The sequence below is a fragment of the Streptomyces corchorusii genome, assembly GCF_001514055.1.
Taxonomy (GTDB): Bacteria; Actinomycetota; Actinomycetes; order Streptomycetales; family Streptomycetaceae; genus Streptomyces; species Streptomyces olivaceoviridis.
Window position 1 is genome coordinate 36,258 of the sequence record NZ_KQ948363.1, and the last position, 16,003, is coordinate 52,260.

The following is a 16,003-nucleotide window of genomic DNA, read 5'->3' on the forward strand; positions in this document are numbered from 1 at the left end:
GCGTATGGGGGTGTGCCGATGGGGCGCATGTCGCGGCGGACCTTCGCCCTGGGCGCGCTGTCCACGCTGGCGACGGCACCGGCCGTGCCGCTCAGGGACGCGGCGGTCCCGGCACCGGGGCGGGCGGGTCCGGCTCCGCAGCCCACCGACCGCGCCGCGCGCGCGAGCGCCGGGATGCGGGGCGTCTGGATCGCCACCGTCGTCAACCGGGACTGGCCCTCGCGGACCGGCCTCACGGCGAGCGCGCAGCGCAAGGAACTGCTCGCGCACCTCGACCGCGCGGTCCGCGACCGGCTCAACACGGTGATCCTCCAGGTGCGGCCCACGGCCGACGCGCTGTGGCCGTCGCCGTACGAACCCTGGTCCGAGTACCTCACCGGCACCCAGGGCAGACACCCGGGCTGGGATCCGCTGGGCACGGCCGTGCGGGAGGCGCACGCCCGGGGCCTGGAACTGCACGCCTGGTTCAACCCGTACCGGATCGCCCAGCACACCGACCCGGGCCGGCTGACCGCCTCGCACCCGGCCCGCAGGCACCCCGACTGGGTGGTGCCCTACGACGGACGGCTCTACTACAACCCGGGCCTGCCCGAGGTCCGCGCCTTCGTGCGGCAGGCGATCCTCGACGCGGTCGCCCGCTACCCCGTCGACGCCGTCCACTTCGACGACTACTTCTACCCCTACCCGGCCGACGGGGAGACCTTCGACGACGACGACGCGTACGACCGCCACGGCGGCGCCTTCTCCTCGCGGGCCGCCTGGCGCCGGAACAACATCGACACGCTGGTGCGCGAGATGGCCGCCGGCATCAAGCGGGTCCGGCCCGGCACCCGGTTCGGCGTCAGCCCCTTCGGGGTGTGGCGCAACGCGTCGACCGACCCGCGCGGCTCCGACACTCAGGCGGGCGTGGAGACGTACGACGACCTGTACGCGGACACCCGCGCCTGGGTCCGCAACCACTGGATCGACTACATCGTCCCGCAGCTCTACTGGCACATCGGCTACTCCGCCGCCGACTACGCCCGGCTCCTGGCGTGGTGGGCGGAGGTCGCGAAGGGCACCAGGACCGATCTGTACATCGGCGAGGCCCTGTACCGGGCGGGCGCCGCCGGGGAGTCGTCGGCCTGGCGGGACCCGGTCGAGCTGTCCCGGCACCTGACCCTCGCCGCCCGGTACCCGCAGGTGCGCGGGCACGTGTTCTTCGCCGCGGCGGACCTGGCGGCCGATCCGATCGGGGCGATGGCACGGGTGGTCGCCGACCACTACCGGGGGCCGGCGGAACCACCGCGCTGACTACTGCTGTTGCTCGTCCCTGTGCTTGACCTGGCAGTCGGGTCCGGGGGACATGATCGCTTCGTGCCCGTCCTCGAAACGGACGCGGTACGGCGGGTTGCCCTCCTGCCCGAGCACTTCTACGACTTCCGAGACGTGGTCGTGCTGACCCACCACCCTGCCGTGCTGGACCAGCTTGTCGCCCTTGGACGCGCGCATCTACAGGCCCTCCTCACGATCACGACCGCTGGGTGACGGCGATGCACACGAGCACGGCGAGGGCGGTCAGGGGAGCGGCCACCGTGAAGTGCTCGCCCAGCAGCAGCGCCGACCACACCAGTGTGAGCAGGGGCTGAGCCAACTGCAACTGGCTGGCCCGGGGGATGCCGATGGCCGCCATCCCCCGGTACCAGACGACCAGGCCGAGGAACTGCGAACCGAGCGCCACCCACACCAGCCCGGCGACGCCGTGCGCGCTCAGGCGCACCGGCTCGTACGACAGCGCCAGCGCCGCGGCCGGCACGGTCAGCGGCAGGCACAGCACCAGCGCCCAGCCGATGACCTGCCAGCCCGGCATCACCCGGGCCAGCCGGCCGCCCTCGGTGTACCCGGCCGCGCACACCAGCAGCGCCCCGAAGAGATAGCCGTCGGCCGTGGTGAGCGCGCCGCCGCTCTGGCCGACGGTGAAGGCGAGCACGGCCGCCGCCCCCGCCACGGCCGCCAGCCAGAACCGGCGGGAGGGCCGGGCGCCGGTGCGCAGGGCGGAGAACACGGCGGTGGTCAGCGGCAGCAGGCCCACCACGACGGCCGCGTGGGCGGTGGTGGACGTCTGGAGCGCGAGCGTGGTCAGCGTCGGGAAGCCGAGCACCACTCCGGCGGCGACCACCGCGAGCCCGGCGAGGTGCCGCCGCGCCGGGAGCCGTACCCGCAGGGCCAGCAGACAGCCGCCGGCGACGAGTGCGGCCAGGACGCCGCGCACCGCCACCAGCGACCACGGGCCGAAGCTCTCCAGGCCCCAGGCGGTCGCGGGGAAGGTCAGGGAGAAGGCGACCACGCCGAGGGCGGCCTGGACGGTGCCGAGTCCCCGGAACTCCCGGGGAGCGCTGACTGCTATCGGACTCGCGGTAGTAGCGCTACTCTGTGCTCTCATGCATGAGCGTAGCAGTGTGGCCGAACTGGTGGAACAGCTGCGGAGGGAGCTCGACCGCTACTCTCCGGGTGGAAAGCTGCCGTCGAGCCGGGCTCTGGTCGAGCGGTTCCGGGTGAGCCCCGTGACCGTCTCCCGGGCGCTCGCCCAGCTCGCCGCCGAGGGCCTGGTGGTCACCCGGCCGGGCGCGGGCGCCTTCCGGGCCCGGCCGCACCGAAGCGAGGCCCCCGCCGGGGACACCTCCTGGCAGGAGGTCGCGCTGAGCGCCGACGGTGCCGCCGACCTCGTACCGCGCACCGTGGACGCCTCCGGCGTCACGGTCTCGCTCGCCGCGCCGCCCCCCGGGGTCCTGGAGCTCAGCGGCGGCTACCTGCACCCCTCGCTCCAGCCGGAGCGCGCCATGGCGGCGGCCCTGGCCCGGGCCGGGCGGCGGCCCGGCGCCTGGGGGAGACCGCCGCTGGAGGGGCTGCCGGAGCTGCGGGAGTGGTTCGCGCGCGGGATCGGCGGCGCCGTCACCGCGGCCGAGGTGCTGATCGCGGCGGGCGGCCAGGCCGCGCTGGCCACCGCCCTGCGCGCGCTCGCCCCGCCCGGCTCCCCGGTGCTCGTGGAGTCGCCGACCTACCCGGGCATGCTGGCCCTCGCCCGCGCGGCCGGACTGCGGCCCGTCCCGGTGCCCGTCGACCCCGACGGAGTGCGCCCGGACCTGCTCGCGGACGCCTTCCACGCCACCGGAGCCCGCGTCTTCGTCTGCCAGCCGCTGTTCCAGAACCCCACCGGCGCGGTGCTGGCTCCCACCCGGCGCACCGAGGTGCTGCGCATCGCCCGCGAGGCCGGCGCGTTCGTCGTCGAGGACGACTACGTCCGCCGGCTCGTGCACGCCGACGCCGCCCCGCTGCCCCGCCCGCTGGCCGCCGACGACCCGGACGGCGTGGTCGTCCACGTCGGCTCGCTGACCAAGGCCACCTCGCCCAGCTTCCGGGTGAGCGCCCTGGCCGCGCACGGGCCGGTGCTGGAACGGCTGCGCGCCATCCAGGTCGTGGACAGCTTCTTCGTCCCCCGGCCGCTCCAGGAGGCCGCCCTGGAACTCGTCGGCTCCCCGGCCTGGCCCCGCCACCTGCGGGCGCTGTCGGCCGAGCTGAAGACCCGCCGTGACGCCATGACCAGCGCGCTCGCCCGGCAGCTCCCCGACCTCGCCCTGCCGCACATCCCGTCCGGCGGCTACCACCTGTGGGTGCGCCTGCCCGACGGCGCCGTCGGCTCAGGGGCAGAGGCCGCGCTGACCGCGGCGGCCCTGCGCGCCGGCGTCGCCGTCACCCCGGGCCGCCCCTACTTCAGCGCCGAACCCCCCGCCGCCCACCTCCGCCTGAGCTTCGCGGCGGTCGCCGGCACCGGGGAGATCGCGGAGGGGGTGCGGCGGCTGCGGGCGGCGTACGACGAGGCCGTGCGAAATCCGCTCGTCAATGAGCGGCCGGGCCTGTGAGGATCACCGCATGAGCGATACACCTGACCTGCCCGAGGGATACGAGTTCTCCGCCGACTCCGCCCGGGTCGACGTGGACCGCGTGCACGGCTGGCTGTCGTCCGACGCGTACTGGGCGATCGGCCGCCCGCGCGAGAAGCACGAGCGGGCGATGGCGTCCTCGCTGAACTTCGGGGTGTACGACACGGCCTCGGGGGAGCAGGTGGCGTACGCGCGCGTGGTCACCGACCAGGCGCTCTTCGCCTGGCTGGCCGATGTGTACGTCGATCCGGCGGTGCGCGGCAAGGGTGTCGGCACGGCGTTCGTCGCCCGGATCCGCGCGCACCTGGAGCCGCTCGGCCTGCGCCGGCTGCTGCTGGCGACGCAGGACGCGCACGCGGTCTACGAGAAGCTGGGCTTCCGGCCGCTGGACCGTCCCGAGCTGTACATGGTGCACACCTTCGGGCAGCCGGCCGACGCCTGACCGCGCACCGTCTCTTGACCCGCTGCTCGCCGGGGCCCACCATCACCGCATGCCACTGAGGGTGACGTTCGTCGCCGCCGCGCGCGGTACCACGCTGCTCGCGGAGCGCTTCGAGGACGACCGGCCGCTGGACCAGGGCGGCTGGGACGAGGTGCAGCGCGTCGCCGGGACCCTGCTGCCGCTGGCCGCGGCCGAGCTGCGCTACTGCTCGCCGACGCCGCGCAGCCGGGCCACCGGCGCCGCCCTGGGGTACGCCCCGCTGGTCCAGCTCGCGCTGCGGGACTGTGACATGGGCCGCTGGCGGGGGCTGACGCCGGCCGAGGCGATGGCCCGGGAGCCGGAGGCGGTGGACGCCTGGCTCGCCGACCCGCGGTCCACCCCGCACGGCGGTGAGTCGTTGCCGGCGTTCATCTCCCGGGTCGGCGGCTGGCTGGACACCCGGCCGGCGGACGACGGCGGCCGGATCGTCGCGGTGGCCGAGCCGTCCGTGATCCGGGCGGCCCTGGTCTACGCCCTGAAGGCGCCTCCCCAGACCTACTGGAACATCGACGTCCGCCCGCTGTCCACGACGACGGTCACGGGCCGCGCCGGCCGCTGGAACCTCCGCTTCGACGGGGTCCCGGCCCAGGTCCCGCGCGGTTAGTAGGTCGCTCCTTCGCGCACGTAGTCGGTGGTGAGGACGAGGTCCTTCGCCGGTCCGCCGACCCGCCACACCGTGCGCCAGTGGTCGGCGTCCCGGACGGTGAACTCGCCGCGGTAGAGGTCGGCCGCGCAGGGGTGGTCGGCGACGTACCGGCCCGTGGTCAGGTCCAGCTCGTGGAACGGCCGCCCGTCCGCGAAGCGCACGTCGGCCCGGCCGGGCCCGGGCCCCGGCAGGAAGCGCAAGGTCCTGGTGGCCGGCCGCGCCACCCCCTGCCAGGTGAAGGTGCCGGACTCCTCGTGCAGCAGGCCGCCGCCGTCCAGCGCGGTGAAGACGGTCGTCCCCGTGAAGCGGCCCTCGTCCCCGCCCGCCAGGTCCCGCACGGCGCGCTCGACGCGCCACCGCCCGGCCAGATGGGCCAGCACGTCGGGCACCGGCCAGAACTCACCCATGCCCCGGAGCTTACGCGGCCCTCGCCTCGCACCGTCGACGCGCTGACGGACGGCGGTCGCCCCGCGGACGTCCACCTTCACGGGGGTCGCCGACCGGTTCACGTACGCCTTCCCGAGGATCAGGCAGCGTAGCGCCGGACCCGCCGGTCACGCCCCGAAGTACTGCTGAGCCGCTCGGACGCCGTCCACCAGGGCGTCCACCTCGTCCAGGGTGTTGTAGACGTAGAAGCTCGCCCGGGTGGTCGCCGGGATGCCGTAGCGGCGGACGAGCGGGCGGGCGCAGTGGTGGCCGACGCGGACGGCGACGCCCCGCTCGTCCAGTACCTGGCCGACGTCGTGCGGGTGGATGCCGTCGACCGTGAAGGAGACGGCCGAGCCGCGGTCGGTGAGGTCGGCGGGGCCGACCACCCGGACCCCGGGCACCTCGGCGAGCAGCTCCAGGGCGCGGGCGGTGAGCGCGTCCTCGTGCGCCGCCACCTCGGCCATGCCCAGCCGCTCCAGGTACTCCACCGCCGCCGCGAGCCCCACCGCCTGCGCGGTCATCGGCACACCCGCCTCGAAGCGCTGCGGCGGCGGCAGGAAGGTGGTGCGGTCCATCTCCACGATCTCGATCATCGAGCCGCCGGTGAGGAACGGCGGCAGCCCGGCGAGGAGCCCGGCGCGGCCCCACAGCACGCCGACGCCGTTCGGGCCGAGCATCTTGTGCCCGGAGAAGGCGAGGAAGTCCGCGCCCAGCTCGCCCACGTCGACCGGGCGGTGCGGGACGGACTGGGCGCCGTCCACGACCACGAGGGTGCCGTGTGCGTGCGCGCGGTCGGCGAGCGCGCGCACCGGGTTGAGCGTGCCGAGGACGTTGGACTGGTGGGTGAGGGCGAGCACCTTGGTGCGCTCGTCCAGCAGCTCCTCCGTCCGGGACAGGTCGAGGCGGCCGTCGTCGGTGAGGCCGAACCAGTCGAGCGTCGCGCCGGTCCGCTCGGCGAGCTGCTGCCAGGGGACCAGGTTCGCGTGGTGCTCCATCTCGGTCACCACGATCCGGTCGCCGGGGCCGAGCCGGCCGGCGTTGCCCAGCGCGTAGGCGACCAGGTTGATGCCCTCGGTGGTGTTCTTGGTGAAGACCACCTCGTCGTCGGCCGCGCCGATGAACCGGGCGACCGTGTGCCGGGCCCGCTCGTACGCCTCCGTCGCCTCGCCCGCCAGCTGGTGCGCCCCGCGGTGCACGGCGGCGTTGTGCGTGAGGTAGAAGTCCCGCTCGGCGTCCAGCACCTGGAGCGGCTTCTGGGTGGTCGCCCCGGAGTCCAGGTAGACGAGCGGCGCGCCGCTCGCCACCGTCCGCCGCAGGATCGGGAAGTCCTTGCGCAGCGCGTCCACGTCGAAACCCACGACGGCTCACCCCTCACGGTTTTGTACTCGCTTCTCCGTGAGACACGCTAGGACCTCCTCACGGAGAACCGCAAGGATTACCATGAGACCCGTGGAACACGAGGACCCTGTCTACCTGCGCCGGCCCGCCGTCCCCGGTGAGGACCGGTACGTCGCGCTGGCGCTGGTCAACACGCGGTTCACGGTCAGCCACGGCGAGGTCGACCTGCTCGACGGCACCGAGGCCGCGCACCTGTGGCTGGTCCGGCACGCGCTGCTGCCCGACCGGGTGAGCCTGAACGGCAGACAGTCCGGCCGGCTGCGGGCCCTGCGCGAGGCGCTGCGGGCCCTCTTCGCCGCCCGGGCCGCCGGGACACCGCCACCCGCCGACGCCCTCGACACCCTCAACGCCACCCTCGCCGCCGCCCCCGCCACCCCGCGGCTGGCCTGGACCGCCGACGGCCCCCGCCGCGCCGACGTCCCCGACTCCGGCAACCCGGCCGCCGCCGCGCTCTCCCAGGTCGCCGAGGACGCCACCGACCTGCTCACCGGCGCCGACGCGGACCTGCTCACCGAGTGCGCCGCCCCGGGGTGCGCCGGCTGGTTCCTGCGCTCCCACGGCGCCCGCCGCTGGTGCACCACCAAGTGCGGCAACCGGGTCCGGGCGGCCCGGGCCTACGCGGCCCGCAAGGCCGGTTCACCCTGAGAACACCTACCGGAAAGCGAAAGTTCTCCGGTAGGACATTTAATTCACGCGGTGTTTCCCGTACTCGGAAGATATCGCCTCACTTTTCGGTGACCGGGCAACCATCCGGAATCGCGCCCCGTCTAAGTCGGCGAATCAATGGGGCACACATTCCGTGAGGACCGCCGAAAATGCACCGCAAAACCCCGCACGGCGAAAGCGGCACAGCGCACGGGAACGCGCGGCGACACCCGGACGGGAACAGGGCGTGAAAGCGCTCTCCCGGCCGCGGCAGGCCGCCGCCCTGCTCGCCGCCGCCGTCACGGTCACCGCCTTCTGCGCCGGTGACGTGCTGGCGCGCAGCTATCCCTTCGGCCCCCGCACCCGCAGCGTCAACGACCTCGGCAACCAGTACGTGCCCTTCCACGCCCACCTGTGGGACCTGCTGCACGGCAGGGGCCACGGCGGCCTCCTCGTCAACTGGCAGTCCGGCTACGGCGCGAGCTTCCTGCCCGACCTCGGCACCTACCTCGGCAGCCCCTACGCCCTGCTCGTGGCCCTCTTCCCGCGCGACGAGATCGACCTCGCCGTCTACGCCGTCACCCTCCTGAAGACCGCCTCCGCCGCGGCGGCCATGGCCTGGCTGCTGCTCACCCTGCGGCCCGGCCGCTGGTGGGCGGCGGGCCTGCTCGGCGCCGCGTACGCGCTGTGCGGCTGGAGCACGGCCGACGCCTCCTACAACCCGATGTGGCTCGACGGCCTGATCGCCCTGCCGCTGCTGTGCCTGGTCGGCGAGTGGGCGCTCACCGGACGCCGCCGCCTGACCGGCGTCCTGCTCGTCGCCCTCGCCTGGACCGCCAACTTCTACACCGCCTGCATGGCCACCCTCGGCGCCGCCCTCGTCCTGCTGCTGCGCCTGCTGCTCGCCCGACCGCCGCGCCGGCAGGCGCTCGCCACGGCCGGCCGCGCCGTCCTCACCACCGCCCTCGGCATCGGCCTCGCCGCCCCGCTCGTGACGGTCGTCTACTTCGGCACGAAGCACGCCTACCCCGGCCGCGTACGCCAGTTCGCCCCCGTGCCCACCGAGGACGTGGCCGCCCGGCTGCTGCCCGCGACCTACGGCTTCGGCTCCCCGGCCCTCTACGTCGGCATCACCGCCCTGCTCCTCGCCCTCGCCCTGCCCTTCCACCGCGCGGTCCCGGTCCCGGTGCGCGCCGGCTGGACGGCGCTGGCGCTCGCGGTGGCCCTCTCCCTGCAGTGGGGCCCCACCCACCTGCTGTGGCACGCCTTCGCCACCCCGCAGGGCAGCTCCTACCGGCAGGCGTTCGTGCTGTGCGGCCTGCTCGTCGTCGCCGCCTGGCACGCCGTGGCGTACGGCCTGCCCGACCGGCGCGCCCTCGGTGCCGCGACCGCCCTGCTCGTGCTGGTCGTCGCCGTCGCGAGCCGCAGCACGCTGGTCCGGGCGTACACCTGGCCGGTGCTGCTGCTCGCCCTCGCGGGCGCCGTCGGCGGCCTGGTCCTGCTGGGCCGCGCCGGACACCGCACCCGGCTCGCCGGACTGGCCGTCGTCCTGCTCCTCGGTGCCCAGGTGGGCGAGACGGCCGCCACCTCGGCCGTGGCCACCCGGCTGCGCCTCGGGCACCTGGACGACTACGAGCCCTGGGGCGAGCGGCAGCGGACGCAGGCGGCGGCGATCGCCGGGGCCGACGACTGGCCGCGGTACCGCACCGACCCCGGCCGCGAGCAGACCGTCGGCAACGACCCGCTGCTGGTGGGCGGCGAGGGCGCCCAGTACTACAGCAGCCTGACCTCCGACGTCCTCAGCCGCACCCTCACCGCCCTCGGCGACGGCTGGACCTCGCGCGGCCGCAACGTGCAGAGCCTGGACAACGCCGTCACGGACGTCGTCTTCTCCGTCGGCGCCCGGGTGCACTCCCCGCCCGACCCGCACCAGAAGTACCTGTCCCCGTACCCCGCCCCGGTGACCGTCACCCGCCGGGACGTACCGCCCCTGGTCACCGTCCGGGCCGCGCCCGACCGGACACCGTTCGGACCGTCGCCGTACCGCAACCAGGAACTGCTGCTCGGCAGCCGCGTCTACACCGTGCCCCGCGTCACCGTGCACGACGACGGCGGGCGGGCGCTGCCGTCCCGCCGGGTCGGCACCGGGAACGCCCTGGCCCGGCCGACGATCACCGCCCGCTGCCCGGCCGGCACCCAGGTCCACCTGTGGGCCCCGCACTTCTCCGGCACCGCGCGGCTCGCCGGCGCCGGGCAGCCCGCCCGGTTCCGGTTCGAGTTCCCGCGCAACCGGGCCGCCATGGAACCGCTCGGCACCGCCCCCGCCTCGGGCGAGGTGCGGATCGAGCTGCGACCGGACCGGCCCGGCCGCATCCCGTCCGGCGCCGTCGGCTGCCTGGACACGGACCGGCTGGCCGGCGCCGCCGCCCGCCTGAAGGCGACCGGCGCCACCGAGGTGACCGTCTCCGGTGCCACGGTGCGGGCCGAGCTGCCCGCCGGCAGCAAGGGCATCGCGGTCGTCGGGGCCCCGCGGATCGCCGGCTGGCGCTGCGCCACCGGCGACGGACCCGAGCGGCCCGCCGATGCCTTCCACGGTCTGATCGCCGTGCCCCTCGACGGCACCGCCACCAGCCTGACCTGCACTTTCCACCCACCCGGCCTGCGGCTGGGCACGACCGTGGGCGCCGCCTCGCTGCTGACGCTCGTCCTGCTCACCGCCGTCACCGCCGTCCGCCGCCGGCGCGCCCCGGCGCCGCCCACGACCACATCACCGCGCGAGCGCGTGACCACCGCTTCCTGACCGCGCCCAGGGGGGACCGCATGCTGATATCGATCGTCGCGCCCTGCTACAACGAGGAAGACGTCCTCGCCCGCTTCCACGAGGAGGTCCAGAAGGTCGCCGAGGAACTGCTGCCCCTCGGCCACGACATGGAGTTCGTGTACGTCGACGACGGCAGCCGGGACCGTACGCTCGCGGTCCTCAAGGAGCTGGCGGACCTCGACTCCCGGGTGCGGTACGTCTCCTTCAGCCGCAACTTCGGCAAGGAGGCGGCCCTGCTCGCCGGCCTGCGGCACGCCTCGGGCGACTCGGTGATCGTCATGGACGCCGACCTCCAGCACCCGCCGGAGCTGATCAAGCGCATGGTCGAGCTGCGCGAACAGGGCCACGACCAGGTCATCGCCAAGCGCACCCGCACCGGCGACCGGTTCACCCGCACCGTCACCGCCCGGCTGTACTACCGGCTCGTCAACCGCCTGGTCGACGTCGAACTCGTCGACGGCGTGGGGGACTTCCGGCTGCTGTCGCGCCGGGTGGTGGACGCGGTGCTGGCGCTCACCGAGTCCAACCGGTTCTCCAAGGGCCTGTTCGCCTGGGTGGGCTTCCCGAGCACCACCTTCGAGTACCAGAACGCCGCGCGCGAGGCCGGCCGCAGCTCCTGGAACCTGCGCGGCCTGCTCAACTACGGCCTCGACGGGCTGCTGTCCTTCAACAACCGCCCGCTGCGCGCCGCGCTCTGGCTGGGTGTGGGCCTGCTGCTGTGCGCGGGCCTCTACACCGCCTGGATCGTGGGCGCCGCGCTCGTCCACGGTGTCCAGACCCCCGGCTATGTGACCATCATCACCGCCGTCACCGCCCTCGCGGGCGTCCAGATGGTCATGCTGGGAGTCATCGGGGAGTACACCGGCCGCATCTACTACGAGGTGAAGGGGCGCCCGCACTTCCTGGTGAAGGCGACCAACGTGGAACGGACGAAAGATCTCATCCCCTGATGCGGCAGATTCTGACCTTCGCGGCGGTCGGCGTCGTGAACACGGCGACCTACTACTGTCTTTACCTGCTGTTCCTGACCGCCCTCCCTTATCTGGCCGCGCACATCCTGGCATTTCTGCTCAGCATGATCGGGTCGTTCTTCCTGAACGCGCGCTTCACCTACCGCACGCGGCCCACCTGGCGGAAATTCCTGCTGTTCCCGCTGACGAACGCGACCAATTTCCTGATCACCACGGCGGGCGTCTACGTGATCGTCGACCTGCTGCACGCCGGCAGCCGCTTCGCCCCGCTGCTCGCCTCCGCCGCGGCGATCCCGGTCACCTTCGTCGTCTCGCGTTGGGTGATGCTGCCCCGATCGATTGCATAAACGTGCAGCGATACGTATAGTCATGCCATCCAGGAGGAGGATGGACATGGCGGTACGTGCGGCGGTGGCCGGAGCGAGCGGATACGCGGGCGGAGAGGTCCTGCGCCTGCTCCTCGCGCACCCCGGGATCGAGATCGGCGCCCTGACCGGGAACTCCAACGCCGGACAGCGGCTCGGCGCGCTCCAGCCGCATCTGCTGCCGCTGGCCGACCGCGTGCTGGCCGAGACCACCCCCGAGGCCCTCGCCGGGCACGACGTGGTCTTCCTCGCGCTGCCGCACGGGCAGTCCGCCGCCGTCGCCGAACAGCTCGGCCCCGACGTCCTCGTGATCGACATGGGCGCCGACTTCCGGCTCAAGGACCCGGCCGACTGGGAGAGGTTCTACGGCTCCCCGCACGCCGGCACCTGGCCCTACGGCCTCCCCGAACTTCCGGGTGCCCGCGCCGCGCTGGAGGGGTCCAAGCGCATCGCGGTGCCCGGTTGCTACCCGACCGCCGTCTCCCTCGCCCTGTACCCGGCCTACGCGGCCGGACTCGCCGAGCCCGAGGCGGTGATCGTCGCCGCGTCCGGCACCTCCGGCGCGGGCAAGGCCCCCAAGCCGCACCTGCTCGGCAGCGAGGTCATGGGCTCCATGTCGCCGTACGGCGTCGGCGGCGGCCACCGGCACACCCCCGAGATGATCCAGAACCTCAGCGCGGTGGCCGGGGACACCGTGAAGGTCTCCTTCACACCGACCCTCGCGCCGATGCCGCGCGGGATCCTCGCCACGTGCAGCGCGTCCGCCGCCGAGGGGGTCACGGCCGACGCGATGCGCGCCGCCTACGAGAAGGCCTACGCCGACGAGCCCTTCGTCCACCTGCTCCCCGAGGGCCAGTGGCCCGCGACGGCGTCCGTCCACGGTTCCAACGCCGTTCAGGTGCAGGTCGCGTACGACGCCGCCGTGGGCCGCATCATCGCGATCAGCGCCATCGACAACCTGACCAAGGGCACCGCGGGCGGTGCCGTCCAGAGCATGAACATCGCCTTGGGTCTTCCAGAGACCACCGGGCTTTCCACGATCGGAGTCGCACCGTGAGCGTCACGGCAGCCAAGGGATTCACGGCGGCGGGGATCGCCGCCGGGATCAAGGAGAACGGCAACCCCGACCTCGCCCTCGTGGTCAACAACGGGCCCCGCCGTGCCGCCGCGGGCGTCTTCACCTCCAACCGTGTGAAGGCCGCGCCGGTGCTCTGGTCCGAGCAGGTCCTCAAGGGCGGCCAGGTCTCGGTGGTCGTCCTCAACTCCGGCGGCGCCAACGCCTGTACCGGTCCCCAGGGCTTCCAGGACACCCACGCCACCGCCGAGAAGGCCGCCGAGGTGCTCGGCCGGGGCGCCATCGAGGTCGCCGTCTGCTCCACCGGCCTGATCGGCGTACCGCTCCCCATGGACAAGGTCCTGGGGGGTGTGGAGACGGCCGCCGCCTCCTTGAGCGAGCACGGCGGCGAGAAGGCCGCCATCGCCATCAAGACCACCGACACCGTCCACAAGACGTCCGTCGTCACCGGTGCGGGCGGCTGGACCGTCGGCGGCATGGCCAAGGGCGCCGGCATGCTCGCGCCGGGCCTCGCCACCATGCTCGTCGTCCTCACCACCGACGCCGACCTGGACGACGAGAGCCTGGACAAGGCCCTGCGCGCCGCGACCAGGGTCACCTTCGACCGCGTCGACTCCGACGGCTGCATGTCCACCAACGACACCGTCCTGCTGCTCGCCTCCGGCGCCTCCGGCGTCACCCCGGAGTACGAGGAGTTCGCCGAGGCCGTACGGCAGGTCTGCGCCGACCTCGGCCGGCAGCTCATCGGCGACGCCGAGGGCGCCAGCAAGGACATCAAGGTCGAGGTGATCAACGCGGCGAGCGAGGAGGACGCCGTCGAGGTGGGCCGCTCCATCGCCCGCAACAACCTCCTCAAGTGCGCGATCCACGGCGAGGACCCCAACTGGGGCCGCGTGCTCTCCGCGATCGGCACCACCCGGGCCGCCTTCGAGCCGGACCAGCTCAACGTCGCCATCAACGGCGTCTGGGTCTGCAAGAACGGCAGCGTCGGCGAGGACCGCGACCTGGTCGACATGCGCTACCGCGAGGTCCACATCGTGGCCGACCTCGCCGCCGGCGCCGAGACCGCGACCATCTGGACCAACGACCTGACCGCCGACTACGTCCACGAGAACAGCGCCTACTCCTCATGACCACGACGCGGAAACACACGGCACTGCCGAAAGCCCAGATCCTCATCGAGGCGCTGCCCTGGCTGACCCGGCACCACGGCAAGATCGTCGTCATCAAGTTCGGCGGCAACGCCATGGTGAACGAGGATCTGAAGGCCGCCTTCGCCCAGGACGTCGTCTTCCTCAGGCACGCCGGCCTCAAGCCGGTCGTCGTGCACGGCGGCGGCCCGCAGATCAGCGCCGCCCTCGACCGGCACGGCATCGTCAGCGAGTTCAAGGCGGGCCTGCGCGTCACCACCGAGGACGCCATGGACGTCGTACGGATGGTGCTGGCCGGGCAGGTGCAGCGCGAGCTGGTCGGCCTGCTCAACCAGCACGGCCCGCTCGCCGTCGGCCTGACCGGCGAGGACGCGCACACCATCACCGCCACCAAGCACACCCCCGAGATCGACGGCGAGCGGGTCGACATCGGCCGGGTCGGCGAGATCACGGCCCTCGACACGGGCGCCATCGAGGCCCTGCTCGCCGACGGCCGCATCCCGGTCGTCTCCTCGATCGCCCGCTCCCAGGACGACGGACATGTCTACAACGTCAATGCTGATACGGCGGCTGCGGCACTCGCTGCGGCACTGGGCGCCGAGACCCTCATGGTCCTCACCGACGTCGAGGGCCTCTACGAGGACTGGCCGAACTCCGACGAGGTGATCAGCCGGCTCACCGCTTCCCAGCTGGAGAAGCTGCTGCCGGAGCTGAGCAGCGGCATGGTGCCGAAGATGGAGGGCTGCCTGCACGCCGTGCGCAACGGCGTGACGACCGCCCGCGTCATCGACGGCCGGGTCCAGCACTCGATCCTGCTGGAGATCTTCACCGACGAGGGCATCGGCACCATGGTCGTGCCCGACGAGCTTGAGGGGGACGCGCAGTGACGGGCCACCAGGGCAACCAGGAGCTGACCGAGCGCTGGCAGGGCGCGCTCATGAACAACTACGGCACCCCGCGGCTGCCCCTCGTCCGCGGCGAGGGCACCAAGGTGTGGGACGCCGAGGGCCGGGAGTACCTCGACTTCGTCGGCGGCATCGCCACCAACGCGCTGGGCCACGCCCACCCCGCGATCGTCGAGGCCGTGACCCGGCAGATCGGCTCCCTCGGCCACATCTCCAACTTCTTCATGGCCGAGCCCACCGTCGCCCTCGCCGAACGGCTCCTGACGCTGTTCGGGCGGGAGGGCCGGGTCTTCTTCTGCAACTCCGGCGCCGAGGCCAACGAGGCCGCCTTCAAGATCGGCCGGCTCACCGGGCGCACCCACATGGTCGCCACCGACGGCGGCTTCCACGGCCGCACGATGGGCGCCCTCGCGCTCACCGGACAGCCCGCCAAGCAGGACCCGTTCCGACCGCTGCCCGGCGAGGTCACCCACGTCCCCTACGGCGACGCCCAGGCGCTGGCCGCCGCGGTCACCGAGGACACCGCCCTGGTGGTCATCGAGCCGATCCAGGGCGAGAGCGGCGTGGTCGTGCCCCCGGCCGGCTACCTCAAGGCGGCCCGCGCGATCACCGCCGCCACGGGTGCGCTGCTCGTCCTGGACGAGGTGCAGACCGGCATCGGGCGGACCGGCACCTGGTTCGAGTACCAGGCGCACGAAGGCGTACTGCCCGACGTCGTCACCCTCGCCAAGCAGCTCGGCGGCGGTCTGCCGCTCGGCGCGACCGTGGCCTTCGGCCGGGCCGCCGAACTGCTTCAGCCCGGCCAGCACGGCACCACCTTCGGCGGCAACCCGGTCGCCTGCGCCGCCGGACTCGCCGTGCTCGACACCATCGAGGGCGAGGGCCTGCTCGACCACGTCAAGCGGCAGAGCGAGAGGCTGCGGGACGGCGTCGAGGCCCTGAACCACCCGTTGGTCGATCATGTCCGGGGTGCGGGCCTGCTCCTGGGTATCGTGCTGACCGGGCCGCGCGCACCGCAGGTGCAGCAGGCGGCCCAGGAGGCCGGGTTCCTGGTGAACGCGCCCGCCCCCGACGTCGTACGGCTCATGCCGCCGCTGAATCTCCGCGACGACGAGGCGGGTGCGCTGCTCCGGGCGCTGCCCGGCATCCTCGACGCGGCGAGCCCCGTCGACGGGGACGGACGATCCGGAGAATGA

16 protein-coding genes are annotated in these 16,003 nt (G+C 73.5%); 12 read left to right on the forward strand and 4 right to left on the reverse strand.

The genetic code is table 11. The annotated features are described in order from the left end of the window. Positions 1 to 18 precede the first annotated feature (18 nt). Complete coding sequence (locus tag AQJ11_RS30330) at positions 19 to 1,293, forward strand: glycoside hydrolase family 10-like protein (protein WP_208616650.1); 1,275 nt, start codon at positions 19 to 21, stop codon at positions 1,291 to 1,293. Here the strand turns inward: AQJ11_RS30330 and AQJ11_RS30335 are convergent, their stop codons facing one another. Both AQJ11_RS30335 and AQJ11_RS30340 read right to left on the reverse strand, forming a co-directional pair. Beyond that, the gene (locus tag AQJ11_RS30335) at positions 1,294 to 1,491 is read right to left on the reverse strand and encodes a DUF1918 domain-containing protein (RefSeq protein WP_014671634.1); all 198 of its coding nucleotides are present in this window, start codon (positions 1,489 to 1,491) and stop codon (positions 1,294 to 1,296) included. It lies immediately after the preceding gene. A 19-nt stretch (positions 1,492 to 1,510) separates the two neighbouring features. Next, positions 1,511 to 2,422 (reverse strand): DMT family transporter, encoded by a 912-nt coding sequence (locus AQJ11_RS30340; RefSeq protein ID WP_175252098.1) that lies wholly within the window; start codon positions 2,420 to 2,422, stop codon positions 1,511 to 1,513. Between AQJ11_RS30340 and AQJ11_RS30345 the strand changes: the two genes are divergently transcribed. Genes AQJ11_RS30345 through AQJ11_RS30355 form a run of 3 tightly spaced genes read left to right on the forward strand, consistent with a single transcriptional unit; the run spans position 2,421 to position 5,005 of the window. Further along, complete coding sequence (locus tag AQJ11_RS30345; protein WP_208616651.1) at positions 2,421 to 3,899, forward strand: aminotransferase-like domain-containing protein; 1,479 nt, start codon at positions 2,421 to 2,423, stop codon at positions 3,897 to 3,899. The genes AQJ11_RS30340 and AQJ11_RS30345 overlap by 2 nt on opposite strands. Before the next feature lie 10 nt (positions 3,900 to 3,909). Beyond that, a complete protein-coding gene (locus AQJ11_RS30350) occupies positions 3,910 to 4,362 on the forward strand; it encodes a GNAT family N-acetyltransferase (protein WP_059265322.1) in 453 nt (150 codons plus the stop codon). A gap of 49 nt (positions 4,363 to 4,411) precedes the next feature. Next, complete coding sequence (locus AQJ11_RS30355) at positions 4,412 to 5,005, forward strand: histidine phosphatase family protein (RefSeq protein ID WP_059265323.1); 594 nt, start codon at positions 4,412 to 4,414, stop codon at positions 5,003 to 5,005. On the opposite strand, the gene AQJ11_RS30360 is transcribed toward AQJ11_RS30355, so the two are convergent. Next, the gene (locus AQJ11_RS30360; RefSeq protein ID WP_059265415.1) at positions 5,002 to 5,454 is read right to left on the reverse strand and encodes a DUF6314 family protein; all 453 of its coding nucleotides are present in this window, start codon (positions 5,452 to 5,454) and stop codon (positions 5,002 to 5,004) included. The genes AQJ11_RS30355 and AQJ11_RS30360 overlap by 4 nt on opposite strands. Before the next feature lie 147 nt (positions 5,455 to 5,601). Then, positions 5,602 to 6,834: a cysteine desulfurase gene (locus AQJ11_RS30365; protein WP_058079887.1), complete on the reverse strand. Its 1,233-nt coding sequence runs from the start codon at positions 6,832 to 6,834 to the stop codon at positions 5,602 to 5,604. Positions 6,835 to 6,916: 82 nt separating this feature from the next. On the opposite strand from AQJ11_RS30365, the gene AQJ11_RS30370 reads away from it, so the two are divergent. The 8 genes from AQJ11_RS30370 (at position 6,917) to AQJ11_RS30405 (ending at position 16,003) form a co-directional block, all read left to right on the forward strand. After that, on the forward strand, positions 6,917 to 7,519 hold the full coding sequence (locus tag AQJ11_RS30370) for a CGNR zinc finger domain-containing protein (protein WP_244218426.1): 603 nt from the start codon (positions 6,917 to 6,919) through the stop codon (positions 7,517 to 7,519). 247 nt (positions 7,520 to 7,766) lie between these two features. Next, positions 7,767 to 10,319 (forward strand): YfhO family protein, encoded by a 2,553-nt coding sequence (locus tag AQJ11_RS30375; RefSeq protein WP_059265325.1) that lies wholly within the window; start codon positions 7,767 to 7,769, stop codon positions 10,317 to 10,319. 20 nt (positions 10,320 to 10,339) lie between these two features. Next, entirely contained in the window at positions 10,340 to 11,290 is a 951-nt protein-coding gene (locus AQJ11_RS30380) for a glycosyltransferase family 2 protein (protein WP_059265326.1), read from the forward strand. After that, positions 11,290 to 11,658, forward strand: coding sequence for a GtrA family protein (locus AQJ11_RS30385; RefSeq protein WP_014671622.1), 369 nt, complete (start codon positions 11,290 to 11,292; stop codon positions 11,656 to 11,658). Before AQJ11_RS30380 ends, AQJ11_RS30385 begins: the two co-directional genes overlap by 1 nt. A 46-nt stretch (positions 11,659 to 11,704) precedes the next feature. Continuing rightward, positions 11,705 to 12,733 (forward strand): N-acetyl-gamma-glutamyl-phosphate reductase, encoded by a 1,029-nt coding sequence (gene argC / locus AQJ11_RS30390; protein WP_059265327.1) that lies wholly within the window; start codon positions 11,705 to 11,707, stop codon positions 12,731 to 12,733. After that, positions 12,730 to 13,884 (forward strand): bifunctional glutamate N-acetyltransferase/amino-acid acetyltransferase ArgJ, encoded by a 1,155-nt coding sequence (gene argJ, locus AQJ11_RS30395; RefSeq protein ID WP_014671620.1) that lies wholly within the window; start codon positions 12,730 to 12,732, stop codon positions 13,882 to 13,884. Before argC ends, argJ begins: the two co-directional genes overlap by 4 nt. Beyond that, positions 13,881 to 14,789, forward strand: a complete 909-nt coding sequence (argB, locus tag AQJ11_RS30400; protein ID WP_014671619.1) for an acetylglutamate kinase — start codon at positions 13,881 to 13,883, stop codon at positions 14,787 to 14,789. Before argJ ends, argB begins: the two co-directional genes overlap by 4 nt. Then, positions 14,786 to 16,003, forward strand: a complete 1,218-nt coding sequence (locus AQJ11_RS30405; RefSeq protein WP_079082476.1) for an acetylornithine transaminase — start codon at positions 14,786 to 14,788, stop codon at positions 16,001 to 16,003. Before argB ends, AQJ11_RS30405 begins: the two co-directional genes overlap by 4 nt.